The organism is Reticulibacter mediterranei, assembly GCF_016587455.1.
This window is the reverse complement of sequence record NZ_BNJK01000001.1, coordinates 8,765,271-8,787,471: the sequence shown is the minus strand read 5'-3', so window position 1 is coordinate 8,787,471 and position 22,201 is coordinate 8,765,271. Positions and strand designations below refer to the sequence as shown.

Genomic DNA, 22,201 nt, shown 5'->3' with positions numbered 1-22,201 from the left:
GGCTGTGCACAGTTTGCGGGCTACAGCTCAGCGCTTTGACAGTGCTTCTACCTGTTTGCTATCTCAGTTGCCTACGACAATCTAATGCAGATACTATACAGGCTTAATCTTGTGCTCTACCCATTCGTGCAAAAAATCTAATTCTCTTTTAAAAAATGCCTCATCTGCTCTGTTCCACCCCCAATAATCCCAGTTAGCTGTATTGGCTCCTAGAAACCAAAAGTGTCTGGCAATCACCAAAAGTGGTATGGCCTGTTTATCGATTTCTTTGAGTGGCCTCCGTTCCTGATAGCCTGCAAGATATGCCATCCATAGCTGTTCTACCTCTTCAGCGCTTTTTCCCAGTCGATTTTTCCCTAATGCCGCAGCCCAGTAAAAGACTGCCAGTTCGTATGCTCTCCAACCATATCCACAGCAGTCGAAGTCAAAAAAGGTCAATTTCTTTTCTCCGCTCAGACTGGCGTTTCCTCCTTGAGCATCGCCATGACATGCCCCTGTTTCTAATCCCTGCTGTACGAACCACTCAAGACGCTCCTTTACTAATTGTGCAGTTTGTACAAGGTACTTCCATTCCTTTTGGCGTTGTTCAACAAGTAGAGGTCGAGTCGCATTCAGTGATGCCTCGATCAGAAATACCTGATCCAATGAAAACCGCGCATGCGTACTAGTAAAATCATCGGCTGCATTGTGAAGCTCTGCTACTGTGCTACCATAAAGTCTGCTTCCCATTTCATCAATGCTGGCAGGAGAGAGCTCCACGCCTTCTACGTAGGTAAAAAGGACGGCCTGTCTTGGCCCTTCAGGTGCTTGTAACGTTTGGAGCAATGTACCATCCTTACGTGCGACGGGAACTGACACGGCAACCCCTTTTCGATGTAGATGCAATAATAGGTCAATCTCATAGAGCACATCTGAGGAGGTTCGCCAGGTGCGCCCTATAGAGCGTGGAGCCTGATAGACACGCAGCATATATTTGCCATTTGCTGTTTGCACAAGGTAATGATCATGAAAGCCATGAACAAGCAATCTGCATGTTATGGGAGCTTCAAAAGCATAATGGGAAAGAACTCTTTCCTGTAGTATATCGGACGAAAGTACCGAATATGTGACTGGGAAAATATCAGCGTGTTTTTCTTGTGATGATGTTGAACTGGTTGTCATATTAAATCGTTTCCTGCTTTAACAAATGAAATTCCTAGAAACTGCTGTTAGTATTTGGCGGCTTTTCATTATACCTTCAACTTGAGGACGTTCCCAGGGCATAGGATGATATTCGCAGTCCAGCCAGAGCGGAAGTAAGTCATCGTAGTGTTTACTTGCCAGATGGCCCGATTGCCCAGGTACATGCATACTGACACTCTGGCCCCAATTTGCGAGATTACAGATTTGCCGATAAGAAGGCCCAACATAAGCCGCTGTACGTCCCGTCTGGCGTGGTATATATCCCATGCAAACGGTATTAATATCACCACCAGTAGCAAATGCTCCACGATTAAATACGGCATCCAGAAAGAATCCTGCTCCTAAGAGATGACGTAGTGTCAATTGATGCCACCTTCCATAGTGCCATTGTGTGATATCGTCGCCGTATAGCTGCTGGATTTCAACAATTGATGTATCCCATGCTTTGTTGATGATGTCGTCCCATTGCCTCCCTTCGGGAAGCCAGTTATCTTCACGTAAGCTTGCACGCTGTAAGATATCTGGCACAGCATGTTGAAGATAGCTCATTCCAGGGACAGCACCAGGACCAATAACAATCTTCTTGAGGAGAAATCCAATTTCATCATATGCCTCTTCTGTAAGATTGTCAATAAAATACGCATAAATCGTGGCTCCAATACTATCTGAGTTAACTTCTCCGTTCCATGAGAGCAATATTTGGCGCGCCTCCTCTGCAATTCCCAGTTGCGGAGGTAATGAAGCAACCAGTTGAACCAGAAGTAAACCGGACAAGCTTAATTGATCCCTCTGAATTGTTGCTGTTGTCGCTATTGTATGCGTTGTTTGCTGCTGTAGTAGTTCGTGGATGCGTTTTGCACGATAGCCAACGTCCCATTCAGCCGATATCTCAGATGGAACGTTAAGCTGGTTATTTGCAGATACGATAAAACCTGTGTCTGGATTAAGCAAGTGAGGTAGTTCCGTATGGGGCATTATCCCAACCCACTCATATTCTCCTGTCCACCCTGGTACAGGCAAGCGCCCGTCTCCTCGTGTGCGAAAAGGGATGTCTCCACCTAAAACCTCACCGATGTTATCATCTACATCGGCATAGACAAAATTTTGAGATGGAGAAGTCCAGTGGGCAACTGCTGCCAGAAAACTCTCCCAGTCATGGGCCATATTCATTTTAAGGATTGCGCTTTGTAGGTCGCCAGGTTGGAGGGCGGTCCATTGCAGAGCAAAAGATATCACCGTATCTGCATTGTCCTGCAATTCAGCAGGAAGAAATGCATCCATAATCGGACCATGCCGGGTAATACGAACTTCTTCGACGTGAGGGGTATGCTGCCCTCTTATGCGAATCTCCTCGCGCCTGACCTCGGCTTGTTTCCAGTTATCCTTAAAGCGATAACGGACTATATCTTCAGGGTCAAATTTCTCAAGGAAGATATCCTGTGTATCCACCATGCTGTTTGTAATACCCCATGCGATCTGGTCTGTATGCCCGATGATAACTCCAGGAGCACCAGGAAGACTAACACCAGTTACATGGTAGTCTCCACCCACAAGATGATTTTCATACCAGGTGGAAGGAATTTGCAACGGGAGATGTGGGTCATTGGCTAGAATAGGTTTGCTCTCAGCCGTGTGCGCGCTGCCAACAACCCATGCATTGCTTCCCTTCCCGATTCCATTCTCTGTTATAAGGTTTGGTAAACCGGAGATAGGTGAAATTCCCTTCGAGAAAAGCCAATATTTTTCATCATCAGGCGAAAGTGTTTTGCCCTTGCGAGGTTCTAATTGTTCTGCTCGTTCTGTCCCTACTGCTGCAAGAATCTTTCCCCGTAAAAACTCCTTTGTCCAATTTTCGGACAGGTTGAGGGCAAAAATCTTACCCAGTACCAACACGTCATTCTCTTTCCATGGCTCTGGTCGCAAGTGTAAAAGTTTGAATTCGATGGGGGATTGATGCCTTATTTGCCGGATATACGCATTTATCCCATTTACATAGGCATGTATCACCGCGCGTGTCTCATAGGGTAGCTTTTCCACCTCCTGCTGCGCTATTGTTCCAAATCCCAATGTTCGCGAAAAGCGATCAAGCGTTAATGTGCGCGATCCAAAAACTTCCGAAAGTTTTCCATGTCCTAAGCGGCGCTGAAACTCCATCTGCCAGAGTCGATCCAGGGCATGGACATAGCCCTGTGCAAAGAAGAGATCATGGTTGTTAATAGCATAAATGTGTGGGACACCCCAATGGTCCCACACAATTTCTACATTTCCTTTCAGACCCGGCAAAGTGCTTTTCCCTTTACGCGCTGGTAGCGAAGAGCGTAAAATGGCAATCGCGCCCAGACTGATGAGTTTGGCAAGACCTTTTTTCATTGAGCTTGCAAGGCTGGTACGGTTGGTTGATGCTGTCATAACAATCTGGAGTCCTTTCTATCATGAGAGTGAGCGCTTTGTTGCATTCTTTAAAAGACAGGAACGAAGATGGTCCGCTAAGACCTGAATATTAGGTGAAGCAAACATAGAGTAATGGTCGCCCGGAACGTCAATGATCTGCATTGAGCCAGAGACCAACTTTCCCCAGCCTAGTGTCGGGTCAGTCGAGAATTGCTGCGCTCCCTCGTGCGCACGTATCAAGGTTACATTTCCTGAATACACCTGCGGTCCATACTGGCTGATAGTTCGGGCATGGATTCTCAACATCTCCTGGCGGCGCCGAATGTGTTCTAACCCTATCTCATGCGGTAGAATATTGTTTTCGTGTGCATACCGAATCTCGGCATGCAAAGTGTCCTTCGGTGTTTTTGCATCTCTTGTTGGAGATATCTCACCATCAAAATGCATTCTCAAGTTTTGTAAAAAGGAAATGAGAGCTGTTGTATCATCCTCTAGCAAGGGATTCTTTTGCTCAAAGTATAGCTCTGCAGAGCTATCTAATAGAGCTAGCATGGCAACCTCCTGTTTCATTGCCAATTGTTGCGCTATTGCAAATGCAACAGCGCCACCAATTGACCAACCTCCTAGGAAGTAAGGGCCAGCTATTTGAATCTTCTCTATTGCCTGGATATAGCAACTGACCAGTGCATTTAGATCGGAATAAAGATCTTGCTCATTCTTGAGCCCGACCGCTTGTAAACTATAGAAAGGTTGATCACTTCCAAGTTGATGAGACAAGTTCATATAGGGGAGTATTCCACCGTTTACAGGGCAGATACAGAAAAAGGGATATCTAGAGCCAGTTGTGGAGAAGCCAAGAATCGGACTATGTTCATACTTCTGCTGGCATTTATGTTCAGCGGTTGCCTCTTCAAAGAGCACCGATAATGGTGAGATCCGGGTGGACTGAAGTTCGCTACGCATCATATCGATTTGCCGTGCAAGATCGGCGACACAAGGGGTTTCAAGGATATTCAATACGGAAAGCTCTACTTGAAGCTCATGCTGGACTTGGGCAGCAATTCTTGCCACGTGTAGGGAGTGACCACCATGATTGAAAAAGTCGTCGTAGATGCCTAACGTCGGCACCTCGAGAACCTGGATACAGATATCAAGCACCCTTTGTTCGGTCCATGTCTGCGGAAGTGCATGTTTTGTTATCTCATCCCGTTGCAGGAGTACAATCTCAGTGAGTGCCTGGTAATTTACCTTTCCATTTGGCGTCAGGGGTAGTGCCTCTAGAGGAATTATCTGCGCTGGGATCATATAATCGGGGAGACGCTCCGTAAGGAAATTGTGTATGTTACTCTCAATTTCTGTTTGCAGTGTTTTCGCAACGATATAAGCAATGAGTTTTCTATCACCAGATATCTCATCCTTCACAAGAACGACGGCCTTTTGGACTATGGGATGTTGAGCCAGAACCGCTTCAATTTCCCCTAATTCAATACGAAACCCTCTAATCTTAACCTGATGATCCATGCGCCCTAAAAATTCGATTGTACCATCTCGGAGATAACGCCCTCTATCACCAGTTCTGTATAAACGCCAGCCTGACTTTTTACTAAAGGGATCTGGAATGAATTTCTCAGCGGTCAAATCTGGCTGGCATAAATAGCCGCGAGCAATGCCTTCGCCTCCAATATAGAGCTCACCTGGAACTAGAACTGGTACGGGATTGAAATACTCATCCAGTATGTAGGTTTGTGTGTTCGCTATGGGATGTCCAATCGGTAACGAACCACGATTTTCAAGTGCTTCCAGCTTTAATGGTTGTTCGTACATAGTAGAAAAGATGGTTCCTTCAGTTGCCCCCCATACATTGAAGAAACTTGAAGGATGTTGTAGCATGCTGGTCCAATCCTTCAACCTCTCGATAGAAGGGCGTTCTCCCCCAGAAACGAGAAACTTGAGCGAGCCAGGTATAGATTGACGAAAGAGTTTTGCATCTAGCGCTAACTGGTGCCAGTAAGAAGGAGTAGTATTCAGCTTTGTAATCCCGAATCGTTGGCAGGCTGCCAAAACTTCGATTGTTGATTCGTCTTTTGCCGTCCTATGAAGTAATAAACAGGCACCGCTACAGAGGGTCGGAAAAATTTCTTCCACGGAGATATCAAACGAGATTGAACTGAGTTGAAGTTGTCTGTGACTTGCATCTAAGGAAAAGATATCTATAAAGGCTGCAATCCGGTTTACAAGAGCCCGGTGCTCAATCATAACCCCCTTTGGCCTGCCAGTCGAACCAGAAGTATAGATAACATAAGCCAGATGCTCTCCACTGATCTCCTTGCCTGGATTGTCCACCCTTTCCTTTGCTATTTGCTCTGGCTGCCCATCTACACAGATTATCTCGACTCCGCTTCTTCTGACCGCGTTTTTCAGATGCTCCTGCGTCACCACCAGGGTAATCCCTGCATCCTCAATCATCAGTCGCAACCGCTCTTCTGGATAGCCTGGGTCCAGTGGCACATAGGCTCCGCCGGCTTTGAGAATGCCGAGCATGGCGATCACCATCGTCACCGATTTGTCCATCCACAGCCCAATACATGTTTCTGGCTCAACCCCTTTTTTGTTGAGGTAATGAGCAAGTTGATTGGCTCTGCGGTTCAACTCCTCATAGCAGAGAGTCTGTTCCTCGGCAAGCAAGGCCACAGCCTGCGGGGTACGAGAGACTTGCTCCTCGAACAACTGGGGGAGGCTTTTTTGCAGCGGGTAAGCGCGCTGAGTCGCATTCCAGGTTCTTGTGAGTTGCTGGAACTCTTCCTGGGTCAGCATTGGCAAATTGGCGAGTGTTCTGTTTGGCTCCTCCACCATCCCTTCTAACAGCGTGCAATAGTGTTGTGCCATTCTAATAATGTCAACTTCTTCAAAAAGGTCTGTGTTGTACTGAAAGGCCCCTAATAGACTGTTCTGATCCTCCCACATGTTTAAGGTGAGGTCTGCTCTGGCTGCAACAACTGCGTCATCCAGTTGCTTGACAGTAAGATCAGATATAGTACGGGTAAGAGGAGGAACATTCTGTAACACAAATGCAATCTGGAAGAGTGGGCTGTAGCTTAAATCACGCTCTGGTTGTAACACCTCAACCAATTTTTCAAATGGGAGATCCTGATAGGCGTATGCGTTTAAAGCGGTCGTTCGCACTCTGGCTAACAATTCCCAGACGGTAAGTTCTCCTGAGATCCGTGTACGGAGCACTACTGTATTGACGAAAAAGCCGATCAAAGCTTCTAACTCTGTATAGGCCCTGTTTGCTATAGGAGTTCCCACTAAGATGTCTGTTTGTCCGCTATAACGGGCCAGAAGAAGCTGAAAGCCGGCAAGAAGTACCATAAACAGGGTGGTGCCAGAACGTTGACTTAATCGCTGTAGCAGCTCCAGCATCCGAGGGGAAAGTCTGAATATATGTTGTTTCCCTCGGAATGTTTGGATTGCAGGTCTGGAACGAGCAATAGGTAACTCAAGAAGAGGTGGCGCGCCTGCAAGTTGCATCTGCCAATATGCAAGACGTTGATCCAGTAATGTCCCCTGCATCCATTTTCTTTGCCAAATTGCGTAATCAGAGTACTGAAGAGGTAATGCTGGCAGTTGCTCTGAGGTATCAAAGGCAATATGTTCATATAACACTGCCAGCTCGTCAACAAGTACTCGGTATGACCACCCATCACAAATAATATGATGCATTGTAAACAGAAATATATAGTCTTGTGAGCCTACCTGTAAAAGTGTTGCTCTCAAAAGTGGCCCATGCTTCAGGTCAAATGGCATTAAAGCATCGTTTTGCGTGGCAAGTTCTATTTGCTTTTCCTGCTCCTTTTTATCGATATTTCGGAGATCGACAATCGGTATAGGGATACTCATGGCCGGTACTACCTGTTGTACTGGCTTTCCTTCCCTAACGACAAATGTGGTACGTAGAATCTCATGGCGCTCGACAACTTGATTCAAGCTCTGCCTTACTGCTGAAACATTCAAGTTCCCAGATAGATGCAACCTAACCGAGATATTATAAGCTGGATCGTTGGGATTCATTTGGTCAAGGAACCACAATCGTTGCTGTGCAAAGGATAGGGGAGCATTGCCCTGGAAGTGGGTGGGGTGGAGTGAAGGGATCAGGGTATCTTGCTGTTGTTGTAAGGTAGTTTGCACGATATGAGCAAAGCTTGCTATTGTGGGCGCTTCAAACAGGCTTTTCAGTGGAATCTCGACATGCAAAGTTCGTCTTAAACGAGCAATAATTTGAGTCGCAAGAAGAGAGTGACCACCCGCCTCAAAGAAATCATCGTCTACAGACAGATGCGTAACACCTAGTATGTCCTCCCATATTCCTAGTAGTATGTCTTCCAATGGAGTTCGTAGGCCTTTGGTATCCTGCGGCAATCTGTTCTGCACATCTTGTGGAACTGGTAAGCTCTGACGGTCTACTTTCCCATTGGGGGTCAGCGGTAACGTATCTAGAAAAACAAATACGCTGGGAACCATGTGCGCTGGGAGCACCTGTTTCAGATGCTCACGAATAGTGGTAGGTGCTATCGGTTCATGGCCTTTCTGAAGGATGATATAAGCAACAAGGCGTTTATCCCCTGGTATATCTTCTCTTGCAGTAACAATACATTCTTGCACTGATAGATGAAGACGTAATGCGGCTTCAATTTCGCCCAATTCTATGCGAAAGCCACGTATCTTTACCTGAAAATCAACTCGCCCCAAGAATTCAAGGTTCCCATCCGGAAAATAGCGAGCTAAATCGCCTGTTTTATAGAGACGCGACCCCGGTTCATCACTGAACGGGTGGGGGATAAACCGTTCAGCCGAAATATCTCCACGATTGAAATAGCCCCGTGCTAACCCCACACCTCCTACATATAGGTTTCCGGCGATGCCAACAGGAACAGGATTTAAATCTTCATCGAGGACATAAAGCTGAGTGTTTGCAATTGGACGACCTACTGGCACACTCCTCATTCCAACAAATTCGTAGGGAACTTCGTATGTTGTAGAGTCCATTGAAACCTCTGTAAATCCTCCCAGATTAATGATTTGTAAATCCTTTTTGATCCTTCTAATGCTCCTGGGAAGATGGATAGGTAGCCAATCACCCCCTAAGAGTGCTAACCGTAATGCAGGAGGATAGAGTTCCTCTCTGTCACCGATGTAATCAATGAGCATCTCCAGCAAGGCTGGTACTGAATGCCAGATAGTGATCTGGTGTTGATGGAGCAGCTTAATCCATTGTGCTGGATCGGGGCCCGCTCCAGAAGCAGGCAGGACAATAGTTCCGCCTGCCAGCAGCATTCCAAAGATATCATAGGTAGACATATCAAAACCTGCTGGTGCCAGCGCAAGCAAGCGGTCTCTGGTGTTAACATTGAAGCGTTCATTGAAATCACAAAAATTGTTGATGCGTCCACGATGGTCGAGGATCACCCCCTTTGGCCTGCCAGTCGAACCAGAAGTATAGATAACATAAGCCAGATGCTCTCCACTGATCTCCTTGCCTGGATTGTCCACCCTTTCCTTTGCTATTTGCTCTGGCTGCCCATCTACACAGATTATCTCGACTCCGCTTCTTCTGACCGCGTTTTTCAGATGCTCCTGCGTCACCACCAGGGTAATCCCTGCATCCTCAATCATCAGTCGCAACCGCTCTTCTGGATAGCCTGGGTCCAGTGGCACATAGGCTCCGCCGGCTTTGAGAATGCCGAGCATGGCGATCACCATCGTCACCGATTTGTCCATCCACAGCCCAATACATGTTTCTGGCTCAACCCCTTTTTTGTTGAGGTAATGAGCAAGTTGATTGGCTCTGCGGTTCAACTCCTCATAGCAGAGAGTCTGTTCCTCGGCAAGCAAGGCCACAGCCTGCGGGGTACGAGAGACTTGCTCCTCGAACAACTGGGGGAGGCTTTTTTGCAGCGGGTAAGCGCGCTGAGTCGCATTCCAGGTTCTTGTGAGTTGCTGGAACTCTTCCTGGGTCAGCATTGGCAAATTGGCGAGTGTTCTGTTTGGCTCCTCCACCATCCCTTCTAGCAACATACTGATATGTTTTAACACCAGCATAATATCTTCTTCTATGAAACGATTGCTATGATAGTCCATGACAATTGTAATCTCTCTTTCCGGGGCCGCTACTATGCCGAGAGAGAGAGGATAGTTATTTCTTTCAATTGGTTGTGGTTCTTTGATCGTCAGCTTTGCGTCTAAATCTTGGTATGCGGCCTCTGCAACAAAATGCTTAAAAATAAGCACGCTTTCAAAGAGAGGCTGGTGGGCAGGAATCTCGCTCCATTGCTTGATATCCACAAGGGGGATATAGTTAAACTGCTGTAGTGAACTTTGTTGTGCCTGTAATACTCTCAACCACGGGCCGAGTCGCTGATTACTTTCTACCTTGACGCGTAAAGGCAACGTGTTCAGGAAAAGGCCAGCCGTTTCTTTTAACTCTGCTGGACGAGCTGATACTACCATGCCAAAAAGCACATCACGCTGTCCACTGTAACGGCTTAGTACAATTGCCCAGCATGCCTGCATGATAGTATTAAGTGTTATTCGTTGCTGACGGGCCAGGGCATGAAGGCGCTTAGATAATGTCATTGAGAGCGAGAGCGATTGGTGTGCGTATTCCTGTAAATCTGTTTCTTGTGCTGCAACACTCCGTTCTATACTTAGTTGCGTAGGAGAGCGTAACCCGGCTAACTGTTTTCGCCAAAAGTCCTCCGCTTGCGCATGCTCCTGGGCCTGAAGCCAGGTAATATACTCGCGATATGGGCGAGGCAATGGCAAATTGTCGTCTTCTCCCGCACAAAGAGCCTGATAGGTGTGTAGAAGGTCTCTTAATAGAAGAGAGAGCGAGAGTCCATCCAGTAAAATATGATGAAAGCTAAAAAGGAAGCGGTAATTAACTTCTGTTCGTCGTATCAAATGTAAGCGTATTAATGGCGCACTGGACAATTGAAAACCTTGTTTTGCAGTTGCCGAAATAAGCAGTTCTAGTTGGCTTTGTTGCTCTGCGTCTGAGCAATCACGCCAGTCCAAGCATTCTAACACCGGGCTTGCGCTTTTATAAACGACCTGGAGAGGTTTGTCCAGTTCTTCCCAATAAAAGGCTGTGCGTAAAATCGAATGTTGCAAAACTACTCGTTTCCACGCTTCCTCAAAGGCTGCAACATCAAGATCGCCTTCTAATGTGCAGCAGAGCTGCTCTATATAAATACCTGTCCCAGAGGAGCGAAGTGAGTGGAAGAGGATTCCTTGTTGTACCGGCGATAATTCGTATATATCTTCAATATTTTCAATTTTCATAAAGCTCCTCCTGATTGATCTCTTTTGTAATCTTACGTAGAAAACGCTCTAATTCCTGTTGTTCAAGACGAGCAGCAGGAAAGTCAGAAGTGTTGAATTGTTGAGATGATAATTGCTTTTGCTCTGAAGTCTTTAAATCTGTTTGTTTATTCTCATCCTCCTGCACCTTTTCAATTGCTGCGGCCAGAGATGCTGCTGTGGCATATTGAAAGAGGTGTCTGGGTGTACAGGCAAAACCCTCCTGCACAAGAATGGCGGCAACCTGGACTGAGAGGATCGAATCACCACCTAGAGCAAAGAAGTCATCGTAGACCCCAATCTGTTCCAGACCCAATATCTGTTTCCAGACGGCTATTACACGTTGTTCTGCCTGTGTCCTCGGCTGTATGAATGCCTCTTCTAATATTGGTCGTGAACCATCAGGTGCAGGGAGAGTTGAACGATTGATTTTACCGCTTGGGGTCAGAGGCAGTTCTTCCAGTATTGTGAAGCTTGCAGGTATCATATATTCAGGCAGCCTTTGCTTGAGAAAACTGCGCAGGCTGTTAATCGAGATTCCCGAGAAATCTCTATTCTTCTTTTCTACCAAAATATAAGCTATCAAAGATTTATTACCGGCATTGTCTTCTCGTTGGAGAACGACGGCATCTTGCACGGCAGGATGTTGGCACAGGGTATATTCGATTTCCCCTAGCTCGATCCGAAAGCCACGTATCTTCACCTGCTGATCCACTCTTCCCAGATACTCTATGCTGCCGTCTTCCCGATATCTGCCAAGATCTCCTGTTTTGTAGAGCCGTCCTCCCTCTCCCTCACGAAAGGGATCGGGCACAAAGCTGGCGGCTGTGAGATCACTGCGTCCATGATAGCCTCTTGCCAGCCCTTTTCCCCTGATATAGATTTCGCCCGTTGCCCACAGTGGTACAAGGGCCATCTCTTGATCCAGGATCAGGATGTCAGTGTTGGCTATGGGTTGGCCTATAGGGATGGAGTCCTCTGCTGCTTCGCGTGAACATTCCCAATGGGTGACATCCACTGCCACCTCAGTCGGTCCGTATAAGTTATGCAGTTGGCCTGGCAAACGTTCAAAGAAGGTCTGAGCCACCTGTGGGGAAAGAGCTTCCCCACTACAGATCAGTCGGCGTATGCCCTGGCATTGTTCAAGCCCCGGTTCCTCCAACCATACTTTCAACATCGTTGGTACTAGCTGTAAATGCGTTATTTGATAACGCTTGATGGCTTCTATAAGATACTGTGGGTCCTGGTGTCTTCCTGGATACGCCATAACAAGCTGAGCACCTGACAAGAGCGGTAAGAAGAATTCCCAGATAGATGCATCAAAACTGTAAGGCGTCTTCTGTAACAACCGATCATCTGACACCAACATAAAGATAGTTTGTATCCAGAGCATATGATTGCAAATGCCAGCATGGGTATTCATGACGCCTTTGGGCTGTCCGGTCGAGCCAGAAGTATAAATCACGTAGGCCAGGTTCTCCCCTGTTGTCACCACATGCAGATTCTCCCCACTATGCTTCCACAGGCTTCTGACCTTTTCCACACACACGATGCCTGCTTGCTCTTCGGGCAATCTCTGACGTAACCCTTCTGTGCTGAGTATGAACGGAACTGCGGCATCTTGTATCATGAAGCGCAAGCGTGCAGCGGGATAGGTTGGATCCAGGGGCACATAGGCTCCTCCCGCTTTGAGGATTGCCAACAACGCAATCACCAGCTCTAGTGAGCGTTCAAGAAAGAGGCCCACGCGCACTTCCGGGCCAACACCTTGTTGCTGCAAATAGCGGGCGAGCTGATTGGCTTGTCGGTTCAACTCCCCATAACTGAGAGCCGCGTCTTCATAGACCACCGCCACTGCTTCAGGAGTCCTTTCCACCTGCTCCTCGAATAAGGCGTGTAAGCTCTCCTTCGCTCTATAGTCTTTACAGATAGAATATTTATCTAGTGGGGAATGAACAGGTAGTGCAGAAAGGCGTTGGCGGGAATCATAAGCGATTCCCTTTAACAACATCTGAAGACTAAGAGTGAAGCTAGCAATAAAAGCCCGATCAAACAGATCGGTATTATATTCTATTGCTCCCTTCAATTTCTCGGCTTCATCCTCAATATAGAGGGTAAGATCAACCTTTGCTGTATGCGTGTCCAAAACCAATGGACTCAGTTCTAAATCAGGAAGCGCAAAGGTTGGCAACGCCATGCTGTGATGAACAAACATTACTTGTACAAGAGGGTTGCGGCTTACATCTCGCACATGTTCAAATTGTTTTACCAGATGCCCGAAAGGTATATGTTGATGTTGATAGGCACTTGTGGCTACTTCTTTAACTCTGGCTAGCAATTCTAGGAAGGTAAGATCTCCAGAAAGTCGTGTACGTATAATGAGTGTGTTGATAAACACACCGATGAGAGATTCTAACTCTGGGATATCTCGATTTGCGATGGGGCAACCTACTAAAATGTCCTGTTGACCTGTATAGCGAAGCAATAGCGTTTGAAATGCTCCTAACAATAGCATAAATAAAGTGACCCCTTCTTGCTGGCTTAGAAGACGAAGGGAGCTCAAAAGCTCAGTAGGGATCTCAAATTCGTAAGTAGCGCCGCAAAACGTTTGTAGCATTGGTCGCGGCTTCATAGTCGGAAGCTCTAAAGCGAGGGGGGCATCGGCCAATTGTTGCAGCCAATAGTCTCTTTCTGCCTTATGTGCGTCTCCTTCCCAGGAAGCACGTTGCCATTCTGCGTAGTCGATAAACTGAATAGGTAAAGGCTTCAATGCTGATGCCTCTCCTCGTAGAAAAGCTAGATAGAGAGTACTGATTTCTCGTACAAAATTTCCGAGTGACCATCTATCAGAGATGATGTGATGGAGCACAAGGATCAGGATAAAGCTTTGCTCATCTAAGGATAGAAGGGTTGCGCGTAAAAGGGGACCAGAAGCCAGGTCAAAAGGATGCTCAACTTCATTTTGTATGAGTTTTAATGCCTCATCTTCTCTCGCTGCTTCTGGACTACTACTCAGATCTATAGAACGTAGGGAGATTGGGGCCGATGGGAGAACCACCTGCTGTACCCGCCCGGCTGTATCAGGAAAAATACTCCGCAGAATTGCATGTCTTTGTACAATCTCATTTAAACTCTGTTCAAGTACCTCTTGTTTAAGTGAGCCTCTTAAACGAAGCGCAAAGGGGACATTGTATACTGCGCTTTCTGGGTTCAGTTGATGTAGCAACCACATCTGTTCTTGGGCGAACGAGAGGACAAACGGGCCATCATAGAGTTGTGCATGAATTGTAGTTTCTTGTTCCCGTTCGACTCCTTCATCAGCAAGGAGATACTTAAATAACTCAAAATGGCCCTGAGATATTTCATGTATACGGATCCTTTTTTCTTGCTTCATTAATCATCTCTCCTATTGCTCTTTTTTAACTTCAATATATTCTCTCTATCTTTTTCTGACATATCTATTATTTTTAATAAAACAAGAGATATGCGTTCTACTTGCCCCTTGTACTTTTCATGTTCAATCAGTAATTGTGCCATATTCTGAACGGTCGCAGCTTGCATGATGCTTTGCATCGGCACATCTACCTGGAAGAGCTTATGTGTATGTGACAGGATCTGTATGAGATGTAACGAGTGACCCCCAATGGCAAAGAAATTATCCTGTAAGCCGACCTGGTCCAGTTGTAACACACCTGCCCATAGGTCCGCGATAACGACTTCCACAGGCGTTTCAGGTGCTACATAGTTGGATTGTAAATCGTTTCTTTTGCCCTCTAGCATGGGTAACTGGTTGCGGTCTACTTTCCCACTGGTAGTATGTGGTAAGGCTTCAAGGAACAGAAAAGCTGAAGGAAGCATATATTCTGGTAATCGTTGAGAGAGGAACAGATGCAGTTCTTCCGACGAAGTGGGCGCAGGAAGGGAACTATCCAATACAATATAAGCGATGAGGCTCACAATATCAGAGTTATTTTTTCGTTGGAGAACGACGGCATCTTGCACGGCAGGATGTTGGCACAGGGTATATTCGATTTCCCCTAGCTCGATCCGAAAGCCACGTATCTTCACCTGCTGATCCACTCTTCCCAGATACTCTATGCTGCCGTCTTCCCGATATCTGCCAAGATCTCCTGTTTTGTAGAGCCGTCCTCCCTCTCCCTCACGAAAGGGATCGGGCACAAAGCTGGCGGCTGTGAGATCACTGCGTCCATGATAGCCTCTTGCCAGCCCTTTTCCCCTGATATAGATTTCGCCCGTTGCCCACAGTGGTACAAGGGCCATCTCTTGATCCAGGATCAGGATGTCAGTGTTGGCTATGGGTTGGCCTATAGGGATGGAGTCCTCTGCTGCTTCGCGTGAACATTCCCAATGGGTGACATCCACTGCCACCTCAGTCGGTCCGTATAAGTTATGCAGTTGGCCTGGCAAACGTTCAAAGAAGGTCTGAGCCACCTGTGGGGAAAGAGCTTCCCCACTACAGATCAGTCGGCGTATGCCCTGGCATTGTTCAAGCCCCGGTTCCTCCAACCATACTTTCAACATCGTTGGTACGAAATGCAGAACTGTGATTCCATGCCTGATCACGTGCATTACTAATGCAGCAGGATTACGATGCTCTTCCGGAGGAATTACTACAAGTCTTGCTCCTGACAAGAGCGGCCAGAAGAATTCCCAGACGGAAACATCGAAACTATAAGGTGTCTTCTGCAAGACGCGATCATCCTGCTCCAGCTGATACACATCTTGCATCCAGAGCAAGCGGTTACAGATGCCAGCATGGGTATTCATGACGCCTTTGGGCTGTCCGGTCGAGCCAGAAGTATAAATCACGTAGGCCAGGTTCTCCCCTGTTGTCACCACATGCAGATTCTCCCCACTATGCTTCCACAGGCTTCTGACCTTTTCCACACACACGATGCCTGCTTGCTCTTCGGGCAATCTCTGACGTAACCCTTCTGTGCTGAGTATGAACGGAACTGCGGCATCTTGTATCATGAAGCGCAAGCGTGCAGCGGGATAGGTTGGATCCAGGGGCACATAGGCTCCTCCCGCTTTGAGGATTGCCAACAACGCAATCACCAGCTCTAGTGAGCGTTCAAGAAAGAGGCCCACGCGCACTTCCGGGCCAACACCTTGTTGCTGCAAATAGCGGGCGAGCTGATTGGCTTGTCGGTTCAACTCCCCATAACTGAGAGCCGCGTCTTCATAGACCACCGCCACTGCTTCAGGAGTCCTTTCCACCTGCTCCTCGAATAAGGCGTGTAAGCTCTCCTTCGCTCTATAGTCTTTCTCTGTTGCATTGATAGCGGAGTATAGGGCGTGATGTCGGGCAGGCACGAACTGTCTATTCAGGGTACTCCAACTCTGTTCTTCAGATGCTAAGAAATGGAGCAAGCGCATATAACTATCGAACATATCATCAATCATCCCTGCCGGGAATAAAGCTTCCACAGCATCCCAACGTACGAGGAGAGTATCCCCTATTTCTTCCACAACACAATCAAGCCAAACCTGTGGAGTTTGCGCTATCGAATAAACAACACTGCCTAGTTCCTCTAACGGAGAACCCCCTTCTACAGCAGCTCCCAGATTCAGAAAGCTTGTAAAGACAATTGGCATTGCCTCACTTCTTCCCTGCTGTCTCATCATTTCTCGTAGTACGCGTACACCGCTTACATATTCATGTTCCAGGTCCTTCCATAATTGCTTTTGAATACGTTGTACCCGAACTTCAAACGTGGCTAACTCACAATGATCGACCTCTAATAGCGTAAAGGAAGCAAATTCGCCAACAATTCTTTCCATTTCAGGATGGAGAGGTAAGCGATTGAATATAGGCACATTAATGGTAAAATGTGGGGATTTGCTCCACCGCGAGAGAATTTCTGCATAAGCAGTGAGTAGTAAACTGGTAGGCGTAAGACCACGACGAGTTGTTTGGGTCTTCAAATGGGTCCATGTACCGCCTGTAAGTCTGGCGCTTTTACGAATAAATTGATACTGTTTTAAGGTCGTAGGAACAGCCTTCAATGGAAGTTGTGGCGCAGGTGGTAATGTAGGGATACGGGCAAGCCAGTAAGCCAGCGTTTGTTTATATACCTCTAGTTCCTCAAGTTTACTCAACGCCTGAACGTAATCACGAAACGAGAATGTCAGTGGTTGCAGTGTATAGCCAGGTTCTTTATACAGGCGAACAAGCTGATGAAACAGAATGTAGTAGCTGCGCCCGTCAGCAAAAAGGCCATCTATACTGAAGCAGAGCCGAACGCGCTTCTCGTCAAGCAGCACCGCACATATATCAAACGGAGGCCATATATCAATAGAGAGTCTTTGATGAGACATACGTTGACGAATGGCCTGCAATTCCATACGAACAAGATCATTATCTCTTTTGCGTAAATCAACCATATTAATTTTGTAATATGGTGTCACTGGCAGTATCTTCTGCCTGCCATCAGGTAACAGGACAGCACGAAGCATATCATGATAGTTGATCAACCGGTGCCAGACCTGGTTAAACCGTTCTATATCCAGTGCTTCACTTTCAAGCTCTATGTATAAATGGATCGACACATTACTTATTGCGAGTGCCCCACTGCGTCCAATCCAATAGGCTTGTTGCATCTCGGTAAGTGGAAACGGTTCGTGTCGGTGTTCTGGTTCTGGTTCAATAGTGAGCGAAAGCAACGACTCATCGAGTGTCTGCTGGTTCTGATTCTGAATAACCTCTGCCATCCCTGCAATTGTTGGTTTTTCAAATATTGCGTGTAAAGGAATTTTTACGCCAGTTACAGTACGAACCCTGAATACTATCTGGCTCGCCAGGAGAGAATGACCTCCTAGTTCAAAAAAGTTTTCATGGATGCCAATCCCCTTCAGCCCTAAAAGCTCCTGCCAGATCGTTGCTATCTTCTCTTCCAGTTCACTTTGAGGAGCGTCCGAAAAAAGAGCATTCTGTCCTGCCTGTTCCACTCTGAGAAGGTGCATCTCCACGATGCTCTCTTGCATCTGTTTCTGGACTTTCATCAGCAACCATTGTTCAATGCGATCTTGTAAATTGCCCGTGGAGATGATAATGTGCTGAAATTGGGGCCAATGGAAGAGGTAATCAAAAACAGCAATTCCTTCCTGTGTTGTCATAGCTTGCTGCTCTGTTCTCGCCTCAATCTCAGGTGGCAGAGTGCGAGTCTGACTGCGCCAGTAGTCCATATTGAGCGTTATCCACGGTGTCTCGTGGTACATATTGTGCCTCTGCACAAAAACGTCCACAAAGTTACTGACCGCAGTGTAAGATGCCAGCCCCAATCCTCCAAGTACAGAGGCTAATGAGGAAAGAATCACGCAGAAATCCAGATGAAGACCATGCAGCACAGATTCAAGGACAGAGAGCGCTTCTACTTTTGTTGCCAGAAGTGCTTCAAATTGTACTTGATCGGTTTCAGCGATGAGGCGAAATGCATCTCCTTTGTTGGGACCAGCCGCATGAATGACACCGTGGATTTCTCCATAGCGCTCAAGTATCGAGGAAATTGTCGCCTTCATTTGAGCAGCATCAGCTACATTTGTTGTATAAACACTTACTTCGGCTCCGGCTTGTTTCAGTGCTAGCAGGACACGCAATTTGCGCGTCTGCATATCCTCTTCTTCGTGTTCAATGAGCAAATCTTTCCACTCATTTTCAGGAGGGAAAGGAGAACGTCCTATGAGGACAAGTTTTATATTCATATGCGCGAGGGTAGCTACATGTGTTGCCAGTTTTAGACCGATTCTACCAGTCCCCCCTGTTATAATGTAGACACCACCACTACGTATCCATAGATTTCCTCGCTGAAGAACATCTTCTTGTTTCATTTGGATGAAATTTTGTACCCACCTGTGTTCCCCACGATAAGCTACTATTGTCTCATCAGCAGAGCTGCGCGACAGTTCTCCAATGAGTTGCTGCACAACCCTCGTTCTCTTGCGCGGGTTTTGCTCTGGTAGCTCAATATCAATGTAGTGGCAGCGTATATTGCTATATTCCTGTGGCACAACCTTACATGGTCCTAAAATCGTCGCTTTTTCGGGGAGCAATATTTCATCCCCAGTTACTTTACAGATGCCATTTGATACAATGATCATCTTTAATGGATTTGTAATTTTTTGTGTTATAGCCTGGACAAGAAATAAGAGGCCATAGAATGCATGTTGTTGCGCTGTCGGGAAGGTGTCACAGGAAGTTACACGATCAGATGCAGGCGAAAGACTCCAACAATGTACAACTACATCAGGGACCATATGCAAAAGCTCAAGCTCTTGTAATAGGAGTTGGTAATCCGCGAGGGCATCAGGTGCGATATAATAGGCATGCTCATCTAAACGACTATATTCCTTACCTGCGGACACCGTGACTATAGTATGTCCTGTATGCTGAAGGTAATCCGTCAATTGAGAGCCTATTTCTACATTATCTAAGAAAAGTAACCAGCACTGTTTGCTATTACTTGCAGTATCACTTTTGTCAATAACAGGAATGATTGATTGGTTCCAGGCCGAAAAATAGAACCAGCGAGTAACATCAGATAGTTTTCTGCCTGCAATCTGAGGCAGCATAGTGGATACATCTGATTGTAAAGAAGGCTCGATCCAATGACGCAGCTTCTCAAAGGGATACGTTGGCAATGGCACACGTTGATATTGCCCCTCTTCATAGAAGTTTGTCCAGGATATCGGCCTGCCAGCCTGCCACAATTGCCCTACTGCTTCCAACAGGGCAGCATTCCCAGAACGGTTATTCTTTAGAGATGTAAGTGATGGTACAATCTTATGTGATGGTTGTACCTCTTTATAGCGGCGCACCAACTGGCTTAATGTGCGCCCAAGTCCGACCTCCAACAGAATAAATTCGGGGTCCTTTAATAAGAGCTGACACATCCCTTCATAAAAGCGCACTGGTTGCCGTAAATGACCAACCCAGTATTCTGGATCAAGTGTCCCATGTTCTGTAATCCAGGTTCCGCTCAGGCCAGATACATATGGTATCTGAGGCCGCCCCTGGTATCGCTTCCTTATCTCTTGCGCGAAAGTTTCAAGAATCGGATCAAGCATGGCTGAATGAAAGGCATGTGAACTTGCGAGTTCTTGACACGGTATGCCTGCTACGCGGAGACGATCATGTAAGTCTTCAATAGCCAAGCAGGGTCCAGAAACTACACACATTTCCGGGCTATTGACGGCTGCCAAAGAAATGTGTTCGCTTGTATATTGCAATATATGTTCTTCTGAAAGCAAAACAGCTAGCATCTTTCCCTGTGGAAGCATCTCTACTAAACGCCCACGTTCTGCTACTATAGCAAGGGCATCTTCTAGCGAAAGGACGCCAGAGAGACAAGCAGCTACATATTCACCCAAACTGTGACCAACCATTGCTGCCGGGCGCACCCCCCAATGCATCCAGAGTTGGGCCAGAGCATACTCAACACTAAACAGGGCTGGTTGTAAAATTGAAGCACGTTGCAATTGTTCGTGGCTCTTCTCTTGCGATGCATAGAGAAGATTGCGTAAGTCGATGCCCAGGTATGGCTGAAGGATCTCAGAACAGCGATCTACGTGTTCACTAAATACTTTCCAGGTAGTATAAAGCTCCTCTGTCATGTTTGCGGTAAGAACGCTTTGACCAGGAAATAAAAAGGCAACAGGGCGCTCATATAGAGATGAGGCGTATTGCCAATCGCGTTCGGACTCCATCTGTTCTAGTGCGAGAATAGTATGCTCGTGGTTTTTGCCGACAACGAAGCCTCTTTGCTCAAAACTCCTTCGTCCAGTTTGAAGTGTGTATGCAATATCTGACAGCGGAATATCTAAATGCTGACTCAAGTAATCTTTTAGTTGCGATTGTGTTGCTGCGAGAGCCGATGCTGTCTTTGCTGAAAACGGCAAGATGCTCCATTGGGGCGTCTCTTCCTGTTGAATTGTGGATGGTGCTTCTTCAAGGATAACATGCGCATTTGTTCCTCCAATACCAAAAGAGCTTACTCCGGCCCGCCGAAGGCTGCCATTTGCTGACCAGTCTACAAGTTTCGTATTGACATAGAAAGGACTATTGACGATATCAAATGTAGGATTTGGAGTATTGTAGTGCAGAGTAGGCGGGATCTGCTTATGTTGCAGCGCTAATACTGTTTTAATCAGGCCGGCAATCCCGGCAGCAGCATCGAGATGACCTATATTTGTCTTGACCGAGCCAAGAGCACAATAAGCATTCTCTCTAGATGATGAGACTGCTTGAAACGCCTGTGTAAGAGCTGTTATCTCTACAACATCGCCTAAAAGCGTTGCTGTTCCATGTGCTTCCACATAGCTAATTGTTCGTGGGTCAATATCAGCAAAAGTGAGAGCTTCTGTAATAACATCCTCCTGACCTTGAACACCTGGCGCTGTATATCCGACCTTTGCAGATCCATCGTTATTAACAGCAGATCCCTTGATAACTGCATAAATAGAATCCTTATCATTGAGGGCATCGGCAAGCCGCTTTAAGACGACAATACCAGCGCCGTTTCCTGGCACCGTTCCCTGAGCGTTAGCATCAAAAGCGCGACAATGACCATCAGGAGAGAATATCATGCCTTCTTGATAAAGATATCCTCTTTTTTGGGGAACAGAAAGTGACACACCCCCAGCTAACGCCATATCACATTCATAGCGCAACAAACTCTGGCAAGCCATATGCACCGCAACCAGGGAAGTGGAACATGCTGTCTGGATCGTCAGGCTAGGACCTCTGAGGTTAAGTTTATAGGAGACGCGAGAGGAAAGAAAATCTTTATCACTGGCAATTCGTGCCTGATAATCTCCTATAGATTGTATTATTTTCTTATTTGTAAGCAAGTTAAATAAAAGGTAGGTATTTATATTAGTTCCAGCATATACCCCTATTGAACCTTTGTAGCGTTCTGGATCATAGCCAGCCATTTCCAGTGCTTCCCACGCGCATTCCAGAAATAGACGTTGCTGAGGGTCCATCACTTCTGCTTCTCGTGGCGTGTAGCCAAAAAATGATGCATCAAAACAGTCTGCATTCTCTAAGAGACCTTCTGCTCCCACATAATCTGGCTGGTGTACTATACTGGAAGGTACACCAGCCTTCTCTAATTGGTCCCTGGAGAAAAAGGTGATAGACTCAACCCCATTGCGCAAGTTTTCCCAGAATGCAGTGACATTGGGTGCTCCGGGAAAACGACAAGCCATACCGACAATTGCGATATCAGAGGAATTGAACGTTAGCATT

At 46.6% G+C, this 22,201-nt stretch carries 5 protein-coding genes; all 5 read right to left on the bottom strand.

The window, feature by feature from the left end:
* Positions 1-93: 93 nt before the first annotated feature.
* The 5 genes from K3T83_RS37615 to K3T83_RS37595 are packed head-to-tail and all read right to left on the bottom strand — an operon-like array spanning position 94 to position 22,200.
* Positions 94-1,161, bottom strand: coding sequence for a phosphotransferase enzyme family protein (locus K3T83_RS37615; protein WP_220208034.1), 1,068 nt, complete (start codon positions 1,159-1,161; stop codon positions 94-96).
* Positions 1,162-1,179: 18 nt separating this feature from the next.
* Positions 1,180-3,591, bottom strand: a complete 2,412-nt coding sequence (locus K3T83_RS37610) for a penicillin acylase family protein (protein WP_220208033.1) — start codon at positions 3,589-3,591, stop codon at positions 1,180-1,182.
* A 21-nt stretch (positions 3,592-3,612) separates the two neighbouring features.
* Entirely contained in the window at positions 3,613-10,914 is a 7,302-nt protein-coding gene (locus K3T83_RS37605; RefSeq protein WP_220208032.1) for a non-ribosomal peptide synthetase, read from the bottom strand.
* Complete coding sequence (locus K3T83_RS37600) at positions 10,904-14,326, bottom strand: non-ribosomal peptide synthetase (RefSeq protein WP_220208031.1); 3,423 nt, start codon at positions 14,324-14,326, stop codon at positions 10,904-10,906. The genes K3T83_RS37605 and K3T83_RS37600 overlap by 11 nt, the downstream gene beginning before the upstream one ends.
* Positions 14,326-22,200, bottom strand: coding sequence for a non-ribosomal peptide synthetase/type I polyketide synthase (locus K3T83_RS37595; RefSeq protein ID WP_220208030.1), 7,875 nt, complete (start codon positions 22,198-22,200; stop codon positions 14,326-14,328). The genes K3T83_RS37600 and K3T83_RS37595 overlap by 1 nt, the downstream gene beginning before the upstream one ends.
* Position 22,201 lies beyond the last annotated feature (1 nt).

Coding starts and splice junctions, on each gene's coding strand:
- K3T83_RS37615 (WP_220208034.1), bottom strand. CDS start 1,161: ATGACAACCAGTTCAACATCATCACAAGAAAAACACGCTGATATTTTC.
- K3T83_RS37610 (WP_220208033.1), bottom strand. CDS start 3,591: ATGACAGCATCAACCAACCGTACCAGCCTTGCAAGCTCAATGAAAAAA.
- K3T83_RS37605 (WP_220208032.1), bottom strand. CDS start 10,914: ATGAAAATTGAAAATATTGAAGATATATACGAATTATCGCCGGTACAA.
- K3T83_RS37600 (WP_220208031.1), bottom strand. CDS start 14,326: ATGAAGCAAGAAAAAAGGATCCGTATACATGAAATATCTCAGGGCCAT.
- K3T83_RS37595 (WP_220208030.1), bottom strand. CDS start 22,200: ATGCTAACGTTCAATTCCTCTGATATCGCAATTGTCGGTATGGCTTGT.